The organism is Citrobacter sp. C6_1 (genome assembly GCF_014596835.2).
Lineage (GTDB): Bacteria > Pseudomonadota > Gammaproteobacteria > Enterobacterales > Enterobacteriaceae > Citrobacter > Citrobacter pasteurii.
Window position 1 is genome coordinate 998,878 of sequence record NZ_CP115031.1, and the last position, 15,186, is coordinate 1,014,063.

14 protein-coding genes are annotated in these 15,186 nt (G+C 55.9%); 11 read left to right on the plus strand and 3 right to left on the minus strand.

Annotated features, from left to right (window positions below):
• The first annotated feature begins 134 nt into the window (after positions 1 to 134).
• Genes hycB through hycI form a run of 8 tightly spaced genes read left to right on the plus strand, consistent with a single transcriptional unit; the run spans position 135 to position 7,411 of the window.
• The gene (gene hycB / locus IB196_RS04900) at positions 135 to 746 is read left to right on the plus strand and encodes a formate hydrogenlyase subunit HycB (protein ID WP_005130602.1); all 612 of its coding nucleotides are present in this window, start codon (positions 135 to 137) and stop codon (positions 744 to 746) included.
• Positions 743 to 2,569, plus strand: coding sequence for a formate hydrogenlyase subunit 3 (hycC, locus tag IB196_RS04905; RefSeq protein WP_188232181.1), 1,827 nt, complete (start codon positions 743 to 745; stop codon positions 2,567 to 2,569). The genes hycB and hycC overlap by 4 nt, the downstream gene beginning before the upstream one ends.
• A gap of 2 nt (positions 2,570 to 2,571) precedes the next feature.
• Positions 2,572 to 3,495: a respiratory chain complex I subunit 1 family protein gene (locus IB196_RS04910; protein ID WP_005130594.1), complete on the plus strand. Its 924-nt coding sequence runs from the start codon at positions 2,572 to 2,574 to the stop codon at positions 3,493 to 3,495.
• A gap of 17 nt (positions 3,496 to 3,512) precedes the next feature.
• Entirely contained in the window at positions 3,513 to 5,222 is a 1,710-nt protein-coding gene (gene hycE / locus IB196_RS04915; protein ID WP_005130590.1) for a formate hydrogenlyase subunit HycE, read from the plus strand.
• Between the two features lie 9 nt (positions 5,223 to 5,231).
• Positions 5,232 to 5,774, plus strand: coding sequence for a formate hydrogenlyase subunit HycF (gene hycF, locus IB196_RS04920; protein WP_149692329.1), 543 nt, complete (start codon positions 5,232 to 5,234; stop codon positions 5,772 to 5,774).
• Positions 5,774 to 6,541, plus strand: a complete 768-nt coding sequence (gene hycG, locus IB196_RS04925; protein ID WP_005130587.1) for a formate hydrogenlyase subunit HycG — start codon at positions 5,774 to 5,776, stop codon at positions 6,539 to 6,541. Before hycF ends, hycG begins: the two co-directional genes overlap by 1 nt.
• Positions 6,538 to 6,948: a formate hydrogenlyase maturation HycH family protein gene (locus IB196_RS04930; protein WP_005130585.1), complete on the plus strand. Its 411-nt coding sequence runs from the start codon at positions 6,538 to 6,540 to the stop codon at positions 6,946 to 6,948. Before hycG ends, IB196_RS04930 begins: the two co-directional genes overlap by 4 nt.
• Entirely contained in the window at positions 6,941 to 7,411 is a 471-nt protein-coding gene (gene hycI, locus IB196_RS04935) for a hydrogenase maturation peptidase HycI (RefSeq protein WP_005130581.1), read from the plus strand. The genes IB196_RS04930 and hycI overlap by 8 nt, the downstream gene beginning before the upstream one ends.
• A gap of 53 nt (positions 7,412 to 7,464) precedes the next feature.
• Here hycI and IB196_RS04940 read toward each other — a convergent pair whose 3' ends face one another.
• The 3 genes from IB196_RS04940 to ascF all read right to left on the minus strand — a co-directional run bounded on the left by IB196_RS04940 (position 7,465) and on the right by ascF (position 10,773).
• Positions 7,465 to 7,704 (minus strand): SymE family type I addiction module toxin, encoded by a 240-nt coding sequence (locus tag IB196_RS04940; protein WP_005130577.1) that lies wholly within the window; start codon positions 7,702 to 7,704, stop codon positions 7,465 to 7,467.
• A gap of 167 nt (positions 7,705 to 7,871) precedes the next feature.
• Positions 7,872 to 9,296 carry a 6-phospho-beta-glucosidase gene (locus tag IB196_RS04945; protein ID WP_040232279.1) on the minus strand — a complete coding sequence of 475 codons (1,425 nt, stop codon included), beginning with the start codon at positions 9,294 to 9,296 and terminating at the stop codon, positions 7,872 to 7,874.
• Positions 9,297 to 9,318: 22 nt separating this feature from the next.
• Positions 9,319 to 10,773, minus strand: a complete 1,455-nt coding sequence (ascF, locus tag IB196_RS04950; RefSeq protein ID WP_003037374.1) for a PTS cellobiose/arbutin/salicin transporter subunit IIBC — start codon at positions 10,771 to 10,773, stop codon at positions 9,319 to 9,321.
• A 264-nt stretch (positions 10,774 to 11,037) separates the two neighbouring features.
• Here ascF and IB196_RS04955 point away from each other — a divergent pair, with 264 nt between their 5' ends.
• The 3 genes from IB196_RS04955 (at position 11,038) to hypF (ending at position 15,126) form a co-directional block, all read left to right on the plus strand.
• Positions 11,038 to 12,051, plus strand: a complete 1,014-nt coding sequence (locus tag IB196_RS04955) for a LacI family DNA-binding transcriptional regulator (protein ID WP_005130570.1) — start codon at positions 11,038 to 11,040, stop codon at positions 12,049 to 12,051.
• A gap of 145 nt (positions 12,052 to 12,196) precedes the next feature.
• Positions 12,197 to 12,742, plus strand: a complete 546-nt coding sequence (gene hydN, locus IB196_RS04960; protein ID WP_003037366.1) for an electron transport protein HydN — start codon at positions 12,197 to 12,199, stop codon at positions 12,740 to 12,742.
• A gap of 143 nt (positions 12,743 to 12,885) precedes the next feature.
• Positions 12,886 to 15,126, plus strand: coding sequence for a carbamoyltransferase HypF (gene hypF / locus IB196_RS04965; RefSeq protein WP_188232182.1), 2,241 nt, complete (start codon positions 12,886 to 12,888; stop codon positions 15,124 to 15,126).
• The last annotated feature ends 60 nt before the right edge of the window (positions 15,127 to 15,186 follow it).

The window sequence follows — 15,186 nt, forward strand, 5'->3', positions numbered from 1 at the left end:
GCCGCCCACTTTTGTCATGATGCGTTTTCATTCTGCGTCACGACAGTTTAGGGAATGGGCATGTCGAAAAATGTCGAAATGACATTTCGCAGACATGTTTTCGTCAAAAATGACTATCACCTGAGGAATGCCTGGTGAATCGTTTTGTAATTGCTGACTCCACTCTTTGTATCGGCTGCCACACCTGTGAAGCCGCCTGCTCAGAGACACATCGCCAGCATGGCCTGCAGTCAATGCCGCGCCTGAAAGTGATGTTAAATGAAAAAGAATCCGCGCCGCAGCTTTGCCACCAGTGCGAAGATGCGCCTTGCGCCACCGTTTGTCCGGTTAATGCGATTAATCGTGTTGACGGTGCCGTGCAGCTGAATGAAAGCCTGTGCGTCAGTTGTAAATTGTGCGGGATTGCCTGTCCATTCGGTGCAATTGAGTTTTCCGGTAGCCGTCCGCTGCATATCCCGGCAAACGCCAACACGCCAAAAGCGCCTCCGGCTCCGCCAGCGCCTGCTCGCGTGAGCACGCTGCTGGACTGGGTTCCGGGCGTTCGCGCCATCGCGGTGAAATGCGATCTGTGCAGTTTTGACGAACAAGGTCCGGCCTGCGTGCGCATGTGCCCAACCAAAGCCCTGCACCTGGTAAGCAACATGGATATCGCCCGCGCCAGCAAACGTAAGCGTGAGCTGACTTTCAACACCGATTTCGGCGATCTCACCTTGTTTCAGCAGGCTCAGAGTGGGGATGCAAAATGAGCGCAATTTCACTAATTAACAGCGGCGTGGCCTGGTTTACAGCGGCGGCGGTTCTGGCATTTCTGTTTTCGTTTCATAAATCGTTGAGCGGTTGGATTGCCGGGGTTGGCGGCGCGGTCGGCAGCCTGTGTACGGCGGCTGCGGGTTTTAGCGTGCTGATTAATGGGCTGGCGGTAAGTGGTGTGATGCCGTTTATTGGTCACAGTCTGCAAATGACGCCGCTGAACGCTATCTGGCTGATTACGCTGGGTCTGTGCGGCCTGTTTGTCAGCCTGTACAACATTGACTGGCATCGTCACCCGCTGGTTTTAGCTAACGGCCTGCTGGTCAATCTGCTGATGGCCGCGGCGGTATGTGCGGTGGTAGCCAGCAACCTCGGGACGCTGGTGGTGATGGCGGAAATCATGGCGCTGTGTGCCGTGTTTCTCACCGGCTGCAGCAAAGAGGGCAAACTGTGGTTTGCACTAGGGCGTATCGGTACGCTGCTGTTGGCGATTGCCTGCTACCTGGTGTGGCAACGCTACGGCACCCTGGAGCTGCGTCTGCTTGACCTGCGTACTCAGGAGTTGCCGCTCGGCGCTGACATCTGGCTGCTGGGCATGGCGGGTTTTGGCCTGCTGGCCGGAATTATTCCGCTGCACGGATGGGTGCCGCAGGCACACGCCAACGCCAGCGCACCGGCTGCGGCGCTGTTCTCTACCGTCGTCATGAAGGTGGGTCTGCTGGGTATTCTGTCGCTGTCGCTGCTGGGCGGTAACGCGCCGCTGTGGTGGGGCATAACGCTGCTGGTACTGGGCATGATCACCGCGTTTGTCGGCGGTCTGTATGCGCTGATGGAGCACAACATCCAGCGTCTGCTGGCGTACCACACCCTGGAAAACATCGGCATTATTCTGCTGGGTCTGGGGGCTGGCGTAACCGGAATTTCCCTGAATCAACCTGCGCTGATTGCGCTGGGTTTAACCGGTGGGCTGTACCATCTGGTCAACCACAGCCTGTTCAAAAGCGTTCTGTTTCTGGGCGCAGGCAGCATCTGGTTCCGTACCGGTCATCGCGATATCGAAAAACTGGGCGGGATCGGTAAACGCATGCCGGTGATTTCTCTGGCGATGCTGGTTGGCCTGATGGCGATGGCCGCGCTGCCGCCGCTGAACGGTTTTGCCGGTGAGTGGGTTATCTATCAATCCTTCTTCAAACTGGGTAACAGCGGCGCGTTTGTCGGTCGTCTGTTAGGGCCGTTGCTGGCGGTTGGGCTGGCAATTACCGGCGCGCTGGCGGTGATGTGTATGGCGAAAGTCTATGGCGTTACGTTCCTTGGCGCGCCGCGTACGAAGGAAGCTGAGAATGCCTGCTGCGCACCAATCCTGATGGGCGTGAGCGTCGTTGCGCTGGCGATCTGCTGTGTGATTGGCGGTGTTGCTGCGCCGTGGCTGCTGCCGATGATTTCCTCTGCCGTTCCGCTGCCGCTGGAAACCGCGAACACCACCGTTTCTCAGCCGATGATCACGCTGCTGCTGATCGCGTGTCCGCTGCTGCCGTTCATCATCATGGCTATTTTCAAAGGCAACCGTCTGCCGTCGCGTTCACGCGGTGCGGCATGGGTTTGTGGTTACGATCACGAGCAGTCAATGGTCATTACCGCGCACGGTTTTGCCATGCCGGTGAAAGAGGCCTTTGCACCGGTACTCAAACTGCGTAAATGGCTGAATCCGGTATCACTGGTTCCGGGCTGGCAGAATGCGGCTGCGCCGGTGCTGTTCCGTCGCCTGGCGCTGATTGAGCTGGCGGTGCTGGTGGTGATTGTGGTTTCACGAGGAGCCTGAGAATGAGTGTTTTATATCCGTTAATTCAGGCGCTGGTGCTGTTTGCCGTTGCGCCGCTGCTGTCCGGCGTTACCCGTGTGGCGCGTGCGCGCTTGCACAATCGCCGGGGTCCGGGCGTTTTGCAGGAATACCGCGACATTATCAAACTGCTGGGTCGTCAGAGCATTGCGCCTGCGGATTCCAGTTGGGTCTTCCGCCTGACGCCGTTTGTGATGGTGGGCGTGATGCTGACTATTGCCACCGCGTTGCCGGTGGTGACCGTGGGTTCGCCGCTGCCGCAGCTGGGCGATCTGATCACCTTAATTTACCTGTTCGCCATTGCCCGTTTCTTCTTCTCTATCGCGGGACTGGATACCGGTAGTCCGTTTACCGCCATTGGTGCCAGCCGTGAAGCGATGCTCGGCGTGCTGGTTGAACCTATCCTGCTGCTGGGGCTGTGGGTCGCGGCGCAGGTTGCCGGTTCGACCCATATCAGCAACATTGCCGATACCGTTTATCACTGGCCTGCCGCGTATAGCATCCCGCTGATTCTGGCGCTGTGCGCCTGTGCTTTCGCCACCTTTATCGAAATGGGCAAACTGCCATTCGATCTGGCAGAGGCCGAGCAGGAACTGCAGGAAGGTCCATTGACCGAATACAGTGGCAGCGGTTTTGCGGTGCTGAAATGGGGCATCAGCCTTAAACAACTGGTCGTTCTGCAAATGTTCGTCGGCGTGTTCTTACCGTGGGGGCAGATGGAAACCTTTACCGCAGGTGGACTGCTGTTGGCGCTGGTGATTGCCGTCGTCAAGCTGGTCCTCGGCGTGCTGGTCATCGCCCTGTTCGAAAACAGCATGGCGCGTCTGCGTTTTTGCGCCACTTCACGCGTGACCTGGGCCGGTTTTGGGTTTGCGTTTTTAGCGTTCGTCTCCTTGCTGGTGGCGTGATTTAAGAGAGTTTGAGCATGTCTGAAGAAAAATTAGGTCAACACTATCTCGCTGCGCTGCACCAGGCCTTCCCGGGTGTGGTGCTGGATGAAGCCTGGCAGACCAAAGATCAACTGACGATCACCGTCAAGGTGAATTACCTGCCGGAAGTGGTGGAATTCCTGTACTACAAACAGGGCGGCTGGTTGTCCGTGTTGTTTGGTAACGACGAGCGCCAGCTGTGCGGCCATTATGCCGTTTACTACGTGATGTCGATGGAGCAGGGCACCAAGTGCTGGATAACCGTCCGCGTTGAAGTGGATGCCAATAAACTGGAGTTCCCGTCCGTCACGCCGCGCGTTCCGGCTGCGGTCTGGGGCGAGCGCGAAGTGCGCGATATGTACGGTTTGATCCCAGTTGGTTTGCCGGATGAGCGTCGCCTGGTATTGCCGGATGACTGGCCGGACGAACTCTATCCGCTGCGTAAAGACAGCATGGATTATCGTCAGCGTCCGGCGCCGACCACCGATGCGGAAACCTACGAGTTCATCAACGAGCTGGGCGACAAGAAAAACAATGTGGTGCCGATCGGTCCGCTGCACGTCACCTCTGATGAACCTGGCCACTTCCGTCTGTTTGTTGACGGCGAGAACATCATCGACGCCGACTACCGCCTATTCTATGTCCACCGCGGCATGGAGAAACTGGCGGAAACCCGCATGGGTTACAACGAAGTCACGTTCCTGTCCGACCGTGTGTGCGGCATTTGCGGCTTTGCCCACAGCACCGCCTATACCACCTCCGTTGAGAATGCGATGGGCATCGTGGTGCCGGAGCGTGCGCAGATGATCCGCGCCATTCTGCTGGAAGTGGAACGTCTGCACTCGCATCTGCTGAACCTCGGTCTGGCCTGCCATTTCACCGGTTTTGACTCCGGCTTTATGCAGTTCTTCCGCGTGCGTGAAACGTCGATGAAAATGGCGGAGATCCTCACCGGGGCACGTAAAACCTACGGTCTGAACCTGATCGGCGGTATCCGTCGTGATCTGCTGAAAGAAGATATGATCCAGACCCGTCAACTGGCGCAGCAGATGCGTCGTGACGTGCAGGAACTGGTCGATATGCTGCTCAGCACGCCGAACATGGAACAGCGTACTGTCGGTATTGGTCGTCTGGATCCGGAAATTGCCCGCGACTTCAGTAACGTCGGCCCGATGGTACGCGCCAGCGGCCACGCGCGTGATACCCGCGCCGATCACCCGTTTGTCGGCTATGGTCTGCTGCCGATGGAAGTTCATAGCGAACAGGGCTGCGACGTTATTTCTCGTCTGAAAGTTCGTATTAATGAAGTCTACACCGCACTGAATATGATCGACTTTGGTCTGGATAACCTGCCGGGCGGTCCGCTGATGGTAGAAGGCTTTACCTATATTCCTCACCGTTTCGCACTGGGCTTTGCTGAAGCGCCGCGTGGAGATGACATCCACTGGAGCATGACCGGCGACAACCAGAAACTGTATCGCTGGCGCTGCCGTGCGGCGACCTACGCCAACTGGCCGACGCTGCGCTACATGCTGCGTGGCAATACCGTTTCCGATGCGCCGCTGATTATCGGTAGTCTCGATCCTTGCTACTCCTGTACTGACCGTATGACCGTGGTTGATGTGCGTAAGAAGAAGAGCAAAGTCGTGCCGTACAAAGAACTTGAGCGCTACAGCATCGAGCGTAAAAACTCGCCGCTGAAATAAGGAATCGCCATGTTTACCTTTATCAAAAAAGTCATCAAAACCGGGGCACCGACGTCGTCGTATCCGCTGGAGCCGATTGCGGTCGATAAAAACTTCCGTGGCAAACCGGAACACAATCCGCAGCAGTGCATTGGCTGCGCGGCCTGTGTGAATGCGTGCCCGTCGAATGCGCTGACGGTTGAAACCGATCTGGTCACCAATGAACTGGCGTGGCAGTTCAATCTCGGTCGCTGCATCTTCTGCGCCCGCTGCGAAGAAGTTTGCCCGACGGCGGCAATCAAGCTGTCGCAGGAATATGAGCTGGCGGTGTGGAAGAAAGAGGATTTCCTGCAGCAGTCTCGCTTTGCGCTGTGTCATTGTCGCGTATGTAACCGCCCGTTTGCGGTACAAAAAGAGATTGATTACGCCATTGCGTTGCTGAAGCACAACGGCGATTCCCGTGCGGAAAACCACCGTGAAAGTTTTGAGACCTGCCCGGATTGTAAGCGCCAGAAATGTCTGGTGCCGTCTGACCGTATTGAACTGACTCGCCATATGAAAGAGGCCAGCTGATGAGCAATTTATTAGGCCCACGTGACGCCAACGGTATTCCGGTACCGATGACGGTGGATGAATCCATTGCCAGCATGAAAGCGTCGCTGCTAAAAAGCATCAAGCGTTCAGCGTACGTTTACCGTGTGGACTGCGGCGGCTGCAACGGTTGCGAAATCGAAATCTTCGCCACGCTGTCTCCGTTGTTTGACGCCGAACGTTTTGGCATCAAAGTGGTACCGTCCCCACGCCATGCGGATATCCTGCTGTTTACCGGCGCGGTAACCCGTGCCATGCGTTCTCCGGCGCTGCGCGCCTGGCAGTCTGCGCCAGACCCGAAGATTTGTATCTCTTACGGTGCCTGCGGCAACAGCGGCGGTATCTTCCACGACTTATACTGCGTATGGGGCGGCACGGACAAAATCGTACCGGTGGATGTGTATATCCCTGGCTGCCCGCCAACGCCTGCAGCCACGCTGTACGGTTTTGCCATGGCGCTGGGTCTGCTGGAACAGAAAATTCACGCGCGAGCGCCAGGTGAACTGGATGGGCAGCCTGCCGAAATTCTGCATCCGGATATGGTTCAACCACTGCGCGTGAAGGTTGATCGCGAAGCTCGCCGTCTGGCGGGTTATCGCTACGGCCGTCAGATTGCTGATGACTATATGACGCAGTTAGGGCAGGGCGAGCACCAGGTGACGCGCTGGCTGGAAGCGGAAAACGATCCGCGTCTGACCGAGATCGTCACCCATCTTAACCATGTTGTTGAAGAGGCACGTATCCGATGAGTGAAACGGTGGTGTTCAGCCAACTGAGCCGTAAGTTTATTGATGAGAACGATGCGACGCCCGCCGAGGCGCAGCAGGTTGTCTATTACAGCCTGGCGATTGGTCACCACCTCGGGATCATCGATTGCCTGGAAGCGGCGTTGACTTGTCCGTGGGATGACTATCTGGCGTGGATTGCCACGCTTGCCGAAGGCAGTGAAGCCCGCCGGAAAATGGAAGGTGTGCCGAAGTACGGCGAGATCGTCATCGATTTCAACCATGTGCAAATGCTGGCGCGCGCGTTCGACGATGCGCGTGCCGTGCAGACCCCGCAGCAGCAGGAGTGGAGCAAACTGATGCTCAGCATGCTGCACGACATTCACCAGGAAAGCGCCATCTATCTGATGGTGAGGAGACACCGTGACTGACGTTTTATTATGTGTGGGTAACAGCATGATGGGCGACGACGGTGCGGGTCCCCTGCTGGCCGAAATGTGTGCCGCAAACCCTCAAGGCAACTGGGTGGTCATTGACGGCGGCAGCGCGCCGGAAAACGACATCGTCGCGATCCGTGAACTGCGCCCGCAGCGTCTGTTGATTGTGGATGCCACCGACATGGGCCTCAACCCCGGTGAAATCCGTATTATCGATCCTGATGATATTGCCGAGATGTTCATGATGACCACCCACAACATGCCGCTGAACTACCTGGTCGATCAGCTGAGAGATGACGTTGGCGAGGTGATTTTCCTTGGCATTCAGCCGGATATTGTCGGTTTTTACTACCCGATGACACAACCGATCAAAGATGCGGTCGATACCGTCTATCAGCGATTAGCCGACTGGGAAGGACACGGTGGATTCTCCGAGCTTGAAGCGCCGGAAGAGTAAACCGTATCAGTGCCGGATGTGAGTGACATCCGGCCTGTTTCCCGCCTTCCTCGTTACTCAATGACCTGCTCAATAATTAATTTCCCCTGCATCACTGACACACTCACTGCCGTACCGGTAGGAAACCCAGCTTGTTCCAGCCAGTCGCCATTCAGCGTGAGTGAAGCGTGCCGACTGATTCGTCGCGTGTAACCCGTTTTGGGATCTTCATGGCGTTTTCTGACATAGCCAACTTTCAATCGACGTACGGGTTTGGTTATAGCCACTGCTGTTGTGCCATTTTTATCAGACATGCACGTTTCCTTGTGGTGAACGACCAGGATTAAAAACTACTGAATAAAATGCCAGTAAAAACGCGTGGGGGCAAACCTGAAACTGGAAGGACGATTCCACATTTTGAATGCAATAAATGAAAATACGCACGTCTGCCGGAGGGCAGTGGACCCCTCCGGCAGCTCCGTCACGCCAGATCGGCGCCGTTACTGGCGATCACTTTTTTGTACCACCAGAATGATTTCTTACGGGTGCGCGCCAGCGTGCCATTGCCCGCATCATCGCGATCCACATACACAAAACCGTAACGCTTACTCATCTCACCGGTCGAGGCTGAAACCAGATCAATACAGCCCCAGGTGGTGTAACCCATCAGCGGCACGCCATCTTCAATCGCGTCGGCCATGGCGCGAATGTGCTCGCGTAAATAGCTGATGCGATAATCGTCATTGATCTCACCGTTAGCATCAATTTCATCTTTCGCCCCCAGCCCGTTTTCCACCAGAAACAACGGCTTCTGGTAGCGGTCATACATCATATTCATGGTAATGCGCAGACCGAGCGGATCGATGCCCCAGCCCCATTCGCTGGCGGCAATGTATGGATTACGTAGCGATTTCACCACGTTGGCAGCACTGGTATTGCCGGTGTTCATTTCCGCCGAGGCGCAGCGCGATGCGTAATAGCTAAACGAGACAAAATCGACGGTGTTTTTCAGGATATCGTCATCTTCCGGGGCTTTTTCAATCACAACGCCTTTTTCGCGAAACACGCGGGCTGAGTATGCGGGATAAGCCCCGCGCGCCTGCACATCAATAAAGAACAGGTTTTCGCGGTCTTTTTCCAGCGCGGTCCACACATCTTCTGGTTTACAGGAATAAGGATAAAAATTACCGCCCGCCAGCATGCATCCGACCTGGTTGTGCGGATTAACGTCATGGGCAATTTTCGTCGCCAGCGCGCTGGCTACCAGTTCGTGGTGGGCGGACTGGTATTTCACCTGATCCTGATTCTCGCCTTCTTCAAACACCAGTCCGGCACCTGAAAAAGGGCTGTGCAGCATGATGTTGATTTCGTTGAATGTCAGCCAGTACTTCACCAGCCCGTCAAAGGCCTCGAAGCAGGTACGGGCGTAGCGGGTAAAGAACTCCACCATTTTACGGTTGCGCCATGAACCGTACTCGGTGACCAGATGCATCGGCACATCGAAGTGACACAGCGTGACTAATGGCTCAATACCGTATTTTTTACACTCGGCAAACACCGCCCGGTAAAACGCGATACCCTCTGCATTCGGCGTCAGCTCATCACCGTTGGGGTAGAGGCGGCTCCAGGCAATGGAAGTACGGAAAACGGTAAACCCCATTTCCGCCATCAGCGCGATATCTTCTTTATAGCGATGATAAAAGTCGATCGCCTGATGGCTGGGATAAAATTCGTCATCCCGCAACGTAAAGCGCTTTTCCTGTCCCAGTTTGACGGGCATGCGGTTTGTGCCATGGGGGATCATATCGACGGTGGTCAGCCCTTTGCCACCTTCCCGGTACGCCCCTTCAGACTGGTTGGCGGCCAGCGCGCCGCCCCATAAAAATCCTTGCGGAAAAACAGACATAATTAACCTCAGTTCATACCAGTCAAATGCTGGCTCCATTGATATTGCCCGGTTGTGCGGCCTGGTTTTTTCTGGCCTGCGCGGCGGCATCTTCGACAGGAATATCTTCAAAGCCGAGAATCAGTGTTAATACAAAGGAAAGCACCACCGCCAGCGCCATCACGCCAAACACCCAGACGATAGTCATCGGATTGGCCGGATCGAAAAACTGTACGCTGGTAAACAGGCCCGGAGCCGCCATGGAGTGGCTCGCCAGCCCGGCCATGCCGGCAACGGCACCACAGATAAAACCGCTGATAAGACTCGCAATCAGTGGTCGTTTCAGGCGGATCGCTACGCCATACAGCGCGGGTTCGGAAATCCCCGCCATGATGGCAGAGGCGGCGGCCGCTAATGCCGTCTGACGCAGTTCCGGGTTTTTGGTTTTCCATGCCACTGCCAGTGATGAACCGCCTAACGACAAGTTGGCGCCGATTTCAGACGGCATCACCATGCCTTCTTTTCCGGTTTCGGCAATGGTCTGAATAATGGTTGGCGTGAAGACGCGATGCATACCGGTCATCACCAGCAGCGGCCACAATGCGCCCATAATGGCCACCGACAGCCAGCCGAGATAGCCGTGAATGGTATACACCAGCGCTGAAATTGCGCTACCGATCCAGATGCCGATCGGGCCAATGATGACGATGGCGAGCGGCGCGGCGATCAGCACGATCAGCATTGGTTTCAGGAAGTTTTTGGTTACTGCCGGGGTGATGCGATCCACCCAACGCTCGATGTATGACAGGCACCAGGTCATCACCAGCGCCGGGATCACCGTGTAGGTGTATTTCACCGCCGTCACCGGGATCAGGGCAAACTCAACGTGCTCACCCTGCGCGGCCTTCGCCATCAGATCGATGAAGCTGGGATGCACCAGTACACCTGCGATGGCGATTGCCAGCGACATGTTGGTTTTGAATTTGATGGCTGCCGAAGCGGCGACCATCAGCGGCAGGAAGAAAAATGCGCCGTCGCCGATAACGGTCAGAATAGTGAGCGTGGACGATCCTTTCTCCAGCACGCCGGTCATTTCGAGGATCATTGCCAGCAGCTTGAGCATTGATCCGCCGATAATCGCCGGGATCAACGGGGACATGGTGCCGATCAGCGCGTCAAGGATCCCCGCGCCAATCCGCTTCAGCGTCAGTCGGGGTTTGGTTTGCGGCTCAGCGGGCTGCATATTGGCAGGCAACAGGCTGACCACTTCGCGATACGCTTGTGAAACGGTGTTGCCGATGATCACCTGGCACTGGTTATCGCTACGCACCACGCCAAGCACGCCAGAAAGCGTCTTCAGCGTCGCGCTGTCGACCTGCGAGTCATCTTTGATAACGAAACGCAAACGGGTCATACAGTGGGTCACTGCTGTGATGTTGTCGACGCCTCCCAGAGCCGTCACAACGGAGCGCGCCAGCGCTGCATAATTCTTGGACATCGGATTTAATCCTGTTTTATCAGTAGGGTACGTTATGTTTTATCCGTTTACGTTGGGTCGCTTTTCTGGGTTATGAAACGCAGATAGGAAACCGGTTCCACAAAATCATGTTTAATTTATGAGTAATGAGCAAGATTTAATTTTGATCGGTTTTTATAATTGTGACGTTGATCACCAGATGTTGGCATCTGCGATTTAGCAGCAAGGACAGCGGCGAAACGGTGCAGTACACTGCGTCACATTGAGAGAAAAGGGATGAGTAATATGACCACGATGCTGGAGGTGGCGAAGCGTGCCGGCGTGTCGAAAGCGACGGTTTCCCGGGTGCTTTCCGGGAACGGCTACGTCAGCCAGGAGACCAAAGATCGCGTGTTTCAGGCCATTGAAGAGAGTGGTTATCGCCCTAACTTGCTGGCGCGCAGCCTGGCGGCGAAAACCACGCAGACGCTGGGACTGGTGGTGACGAACACCCTTTATCACGGCGTCTATTTCAGCGAACTGTTGTTTCATACCGCACGCATGGCGGAGGATAAGGGACGTCAGCTGTTGCTGGCTGATGGTAAGCATAGCGCTGAGGAAGAACGCCAGGCGATCCAATACCTTCTGGACTTACGCTGCGACGCGATTATGATTTATCCGCGTTTTCTCAGCGTGGATGAGATAGACGATATCATCGACGCCCATAGTCAGCCGATTATGGTGCTTAACCGACGACTGCGGAAAAACACCAGCCACTGCGTGTGGTGCGATCAAAAGCAGACCAGCTTTAACGCCGTTACTCAGCTCATTGCCGCCGGGCACAAAGAGATTGGTTTTATTACCGGCTCGATGGATTCACCTACCGGCGTGGAGCGACTTTCAGGCTATAAAGATGCGCTGGCGCATCATGGTATTTCGCTTAATAATGACTTGATTGTTAAAGGAAAGTGGACGCCGGCCTGCGGTGCTGCGGGCGTTGAGGCTTTGCTTTCACGTAAGGTCAATTTTACAGCGCTGGTGGCCAGCAATGACGATATGGCGATTGGCGCGATGAAGCAGTTACACGCCCATGGTGTGCGCGTGCCTTTACAGGTGTCGGTGATTGGCTTCGATGATATCGCCCTCGCGCCATATACGATTCCTGCGCTTTCCAGCGTCAAGATCCCGGTGACGGAAATGATCCAGGAAACGATTGGACGGCTGATTTTTATGCTAGGGGACGGGGCGTTTACCCCGCCAAAAACCTTCACCGGTGAACTCATTCAACGTGACTCTGTTGCGTCGCCCGTTTCGTCCTGACGGCTGTCATTAGTCATCGTCACTAGTGACGATGACACGTCCTCCTTGTGTTCATCAAAATAAAAAACCTTTAATAACAGCAAATTAAAAGCTGGCACGATTTATGAATGCTTCGGCAGATAATCTGTCATTGCTGGAGAAATTGATGAACCGTTTCATCATTGCTGACGCCAATAAATGCATTGGTTGCCGTACCTGTGAAGTGGCCTGCGTGGTATCCCATCAGGATAACCAGGACTGCGCATCGCTGACCCCTGAAACCTTTTTACCCCGCATTCACGTCATCAAAGGCGTTAATGTCTCCACGGCGACGTTGTGCCGCCAGTGTGAAGACGCGCCGTGCGCTAATGTCTGTCCGAACGGTGCAATCAGCCGTGATAAAGGCTTTGTCCACGTAATGCAGGAACGCTGTATTGGCTGTAAAACCTGCGTTGTGGCCTGCCCTTATGGCGCAATGGAAGTGGTTGTGCGCCCGGTTGTACGTAATAGTGGGGCAGGTCTGAACGTCCGCGCAGAAAAAGCCGAAGCCAATAAGTGCGATCTGTGCCACCACCGTGAGGCCGGTCCTGCCTGTATGGAAGTCTGCCCGACTCACGCGCTGATTTATGTGGATCGCAATAAACTTGAGCAACTGAGCGCTGAAAAACGCCGTCGCGCGGCGCTGGATTCCACCGCATCTTTGCTGTTCTGATATCTGAAATTCCGCGTAAAATACGGTAGTACTTATGCCGGATGGCGGCTTCGCCTTATCCGGCCTACTGTTCGCATCCCCGTAGGCCTGATAAGCATCGCGCCATCAGGCTAACCGGGATTGATGACTGCGGGAATAATCTAATGACAATAAACACCCCCTCCGGCGTACAGTTGCGTATTCGCGGCAAGGTACAGGGCGTCGGATTTCGCCCTTACGTCTGGCAACTGGCGCAACGGTTACAGCTACATGGCGACGTGTGTAACGACGGTGACGGTGTGGTTGTGCGCTTACAAGAAGATCCGGCGGAGTTTATTGCGCAGTTGCACCAACACTGCCCGCCGCTGGCGCGCATTGATAGCGTTGAGCGCGAACCTTTCGCCTGGACGCAACAGCCTGCCGATTTCACTATTCGCCAAAGCGCTGGCGGTACGATGAATACGCAGATCGTTCCTGACGCCGCGACCTGTCCCGAATGTCTGATTGAAATGAACACCCCCGGCGAACGCCGCTATCGTTATCCCTTTATCAACTGTACCCACTGTGGTCCACGTTTTACCATTATCCGCGCCATGCCGTATGACCGTCCGCTGACCGTCATGGCGTCATTCCCGCTCTGTCCGCAGTGCGACAAAGAGTATCGCGATCCGTATGACCGTCGCTTCCACGCCCAGCCCGTTGCCTGTCCGGCATGCGGCCCGCATCTGGAATGGATCAATACTGACGTGCGGGCTGAAAAAGAAGACGCCCTGCAGGCGGCGGTGGCACAGCTGAAAGCAGGCGGCATTGTGGCCGTTAAAGGGATTGGTGGGTTTCATCTGGTGTGCGATGCGCGCAATGATGACGCCGTCGCGCTGCTCAGGTTGCGTAAACACCGTCCGGCGAAACCGCTGGCGGTAATGCTGCCTGCTGATGACGGATTACCTGAACCCGCGCGTCGTTTGCTGACAACGCCTGCGGCGCCAATCGTGCTGGTGCAGAAATGCTATGTCGCTGCATTGAGCGAGGGCATTGCGCCAGGGTTAACGGAAGTAGGCGTCATGCTGCCCGCGAATCCGTTGCAGCATCTGCTCTTACAAGAGATGAATTGTCCGCTGGTAATGACCTCCGGCAATCTTAGCGGTAGGCCACCTGCTATTACCAATGCGCAGGCGCTGGAAGATTTACGTGAGATTGCCGATGGTTTTCTGCTGCATAACCGCGAAATTGTGCAGCGGATGGATGACTCCGTGGTGCGTGACAGCGGGGAAATGCTGCGTCGTTCCCGGGGTTACGTGCCGGATGCGATAGCACTGCCGCCGGGATTTCGTGACGTGCCGCCAGTGCTGTGCTTAGGCGCGGATCTGAAAAATACCTTCTGCCTGGTGCGCGGCGAACAGGCGGTTATCAGCCAGCATTTAGGCGATCTCAGCGATGATGGCATTCAGCTGCAGTGGCGTGATGCGCTACGCCTGATCCAGAATATTTATGATTTTACGCCACAGCGTATCGTGCATGATGCGCACCCTGGCTATGTTTCCAGCCAGTGGGCCAGCGAAATGAATCTGCCAACCGAAACGGTACTGCATCACCATGCGCATGCTGCGGCATGTCTGGCCGAGCACGGCTGGCCGCTCGATGGCGGCGATGTGATTGCTCTGACGCTGGACGGTATCGGCATGGGGGAAAATGGCGAGCTGTGGGGCGGCGAATGTCTGCGGGTCAATTATCGTGAATGCGAACATCTTGGCGGCTTACCGGCGGTAGCGCTGGCGGGCGGCGATCTGGCGGCAAAGCAGCCGTGGCGTAATCTGCTCGCGCAGTGCCTGCGCTTTGTTCCTGACTGGCAGGGTTACCCGGAAACATCGGCGCTGCAACGGCAAAACTGGAACGTACTGGCGCGCGCCATCGAGCGGGGAATCAATGCCCCACTGGCATCGTCGTGCGGGCGCTTGTTTGATGCGGTTGCCGCCGCGCTGCGTTGTGCGCCGGAATCGTTGAGTTATGAAGGTGAGGCTGCCTGCGCGCTGGAGGCGCTGGCATCGCAGTGTGCAGGCGTTGATCACCCTGTTACGGTGCCGCTTAATGGCAATCAACTGGACTTAGCGGTTTTTTGGCAGCAATGGCTGACCTGGCAGACCGCCCCTGCAGAAAGAGCGTGGGCGTTTCACGATGCGCTGGCGCGCGGTTTTGCCACGCTGATGCGTGAGCAGGCCGAAATGCGCGGAATTGAAACGTTAGTATTCAGCGGCGGCGTGATGCATAACCGCTTATTGTCATCCCGGCTGGCATTTTATCTGCATGATTTTACCTTATTGTTCCCGCAGCGTTTACCGGCGGGCGACGGTGGATTGTCATTGGGGCAGGGCGTGATTGCTGCAGCGCGGGTGTTAAGTGAAGCGTAGAATGCCGGATGGCGGCTGCGCCTTATCCGGCCTACAAATAGATACTCACTCGTAGGCCGG

Coding starts and splice junctions, on each gene's coding strand:
- ascF (WP_003037374.1), bottom strand. CDS start 10,773: ATGTCCAAGAATTATGCAGCGCTGGCGCGCTCCGTTGTGACGGCTCTG.
- hycC (WP_188232181.1), top strand. CDS start 743: ATGAGCGCAATTTCACTAATTAACAGCGGCGTGGCCTGGTTTACAGCG.
- IB196_RS04945 (WP_040232279.1), bottom strand. CDS start 9,296: ATGTCTGTTTTTCCGCAAGGATTTTTATGGGGCGGCGCGCTGGCCGCC.
- IB196_RS04910 (WP_005130594.1), top strand. CDS start 2,572: ATGAGTGTTTTATATCCGTTAATTCAGGCGCTGGTGCTGTTTGCCGTT.
- hydN (WP_003037366.1), top strand. CDS start 12,197: ATGAACCGTTTCATCATTGCTGACGCCAATAAATGCATTGGTTGCCGT.
- hycG (WP_005130587.1), top strand. CDS start 5,774: ATGAGCAATTTATTAGGCCCACGTGACGCCAACGGTATTCCGGTACCG.
- hycE (WP_005130590.1), top strand. CDS start 3,513: ATGTCTGAAGAAAAATTAGGTCAACACTATCTCGCTGCGCTGCACCAG.
- IB196_RS04940 (WP_005130577.1), bottom strand. CDS start 7,704: ATGTCTGATAAAAATGGCACAACAGCAGTGGCTATAACCAAACCCGTA.
- hypF (WP_188232182.1), top strand. CDS start 12,886: ATGACAATAAACACCCCCTCCGGCGTACAGTTGCGTATTCGCGGCAAG.
- IB196_RS04955 (WP_005130570.1), top strand. CDS start 11,038: ATGACCACGATGCTGGAGGTGGCGAAGCGTGCCGGCGTGTCGAAAGCG.
- hycF (WP_149692329.1), top strand. CDS start 5,232: ATGTTTACCTTTATCAAAAAAGTCATCAAAACCGGGGCACCGACGTCG.
- IB196_RS04930 (WP_005130585.1), top strand. CDS start 6,538: ATGAGTGAAACGGTGGTGTTCAGCCAACTGAGCCGTAAGTTTATTGAT.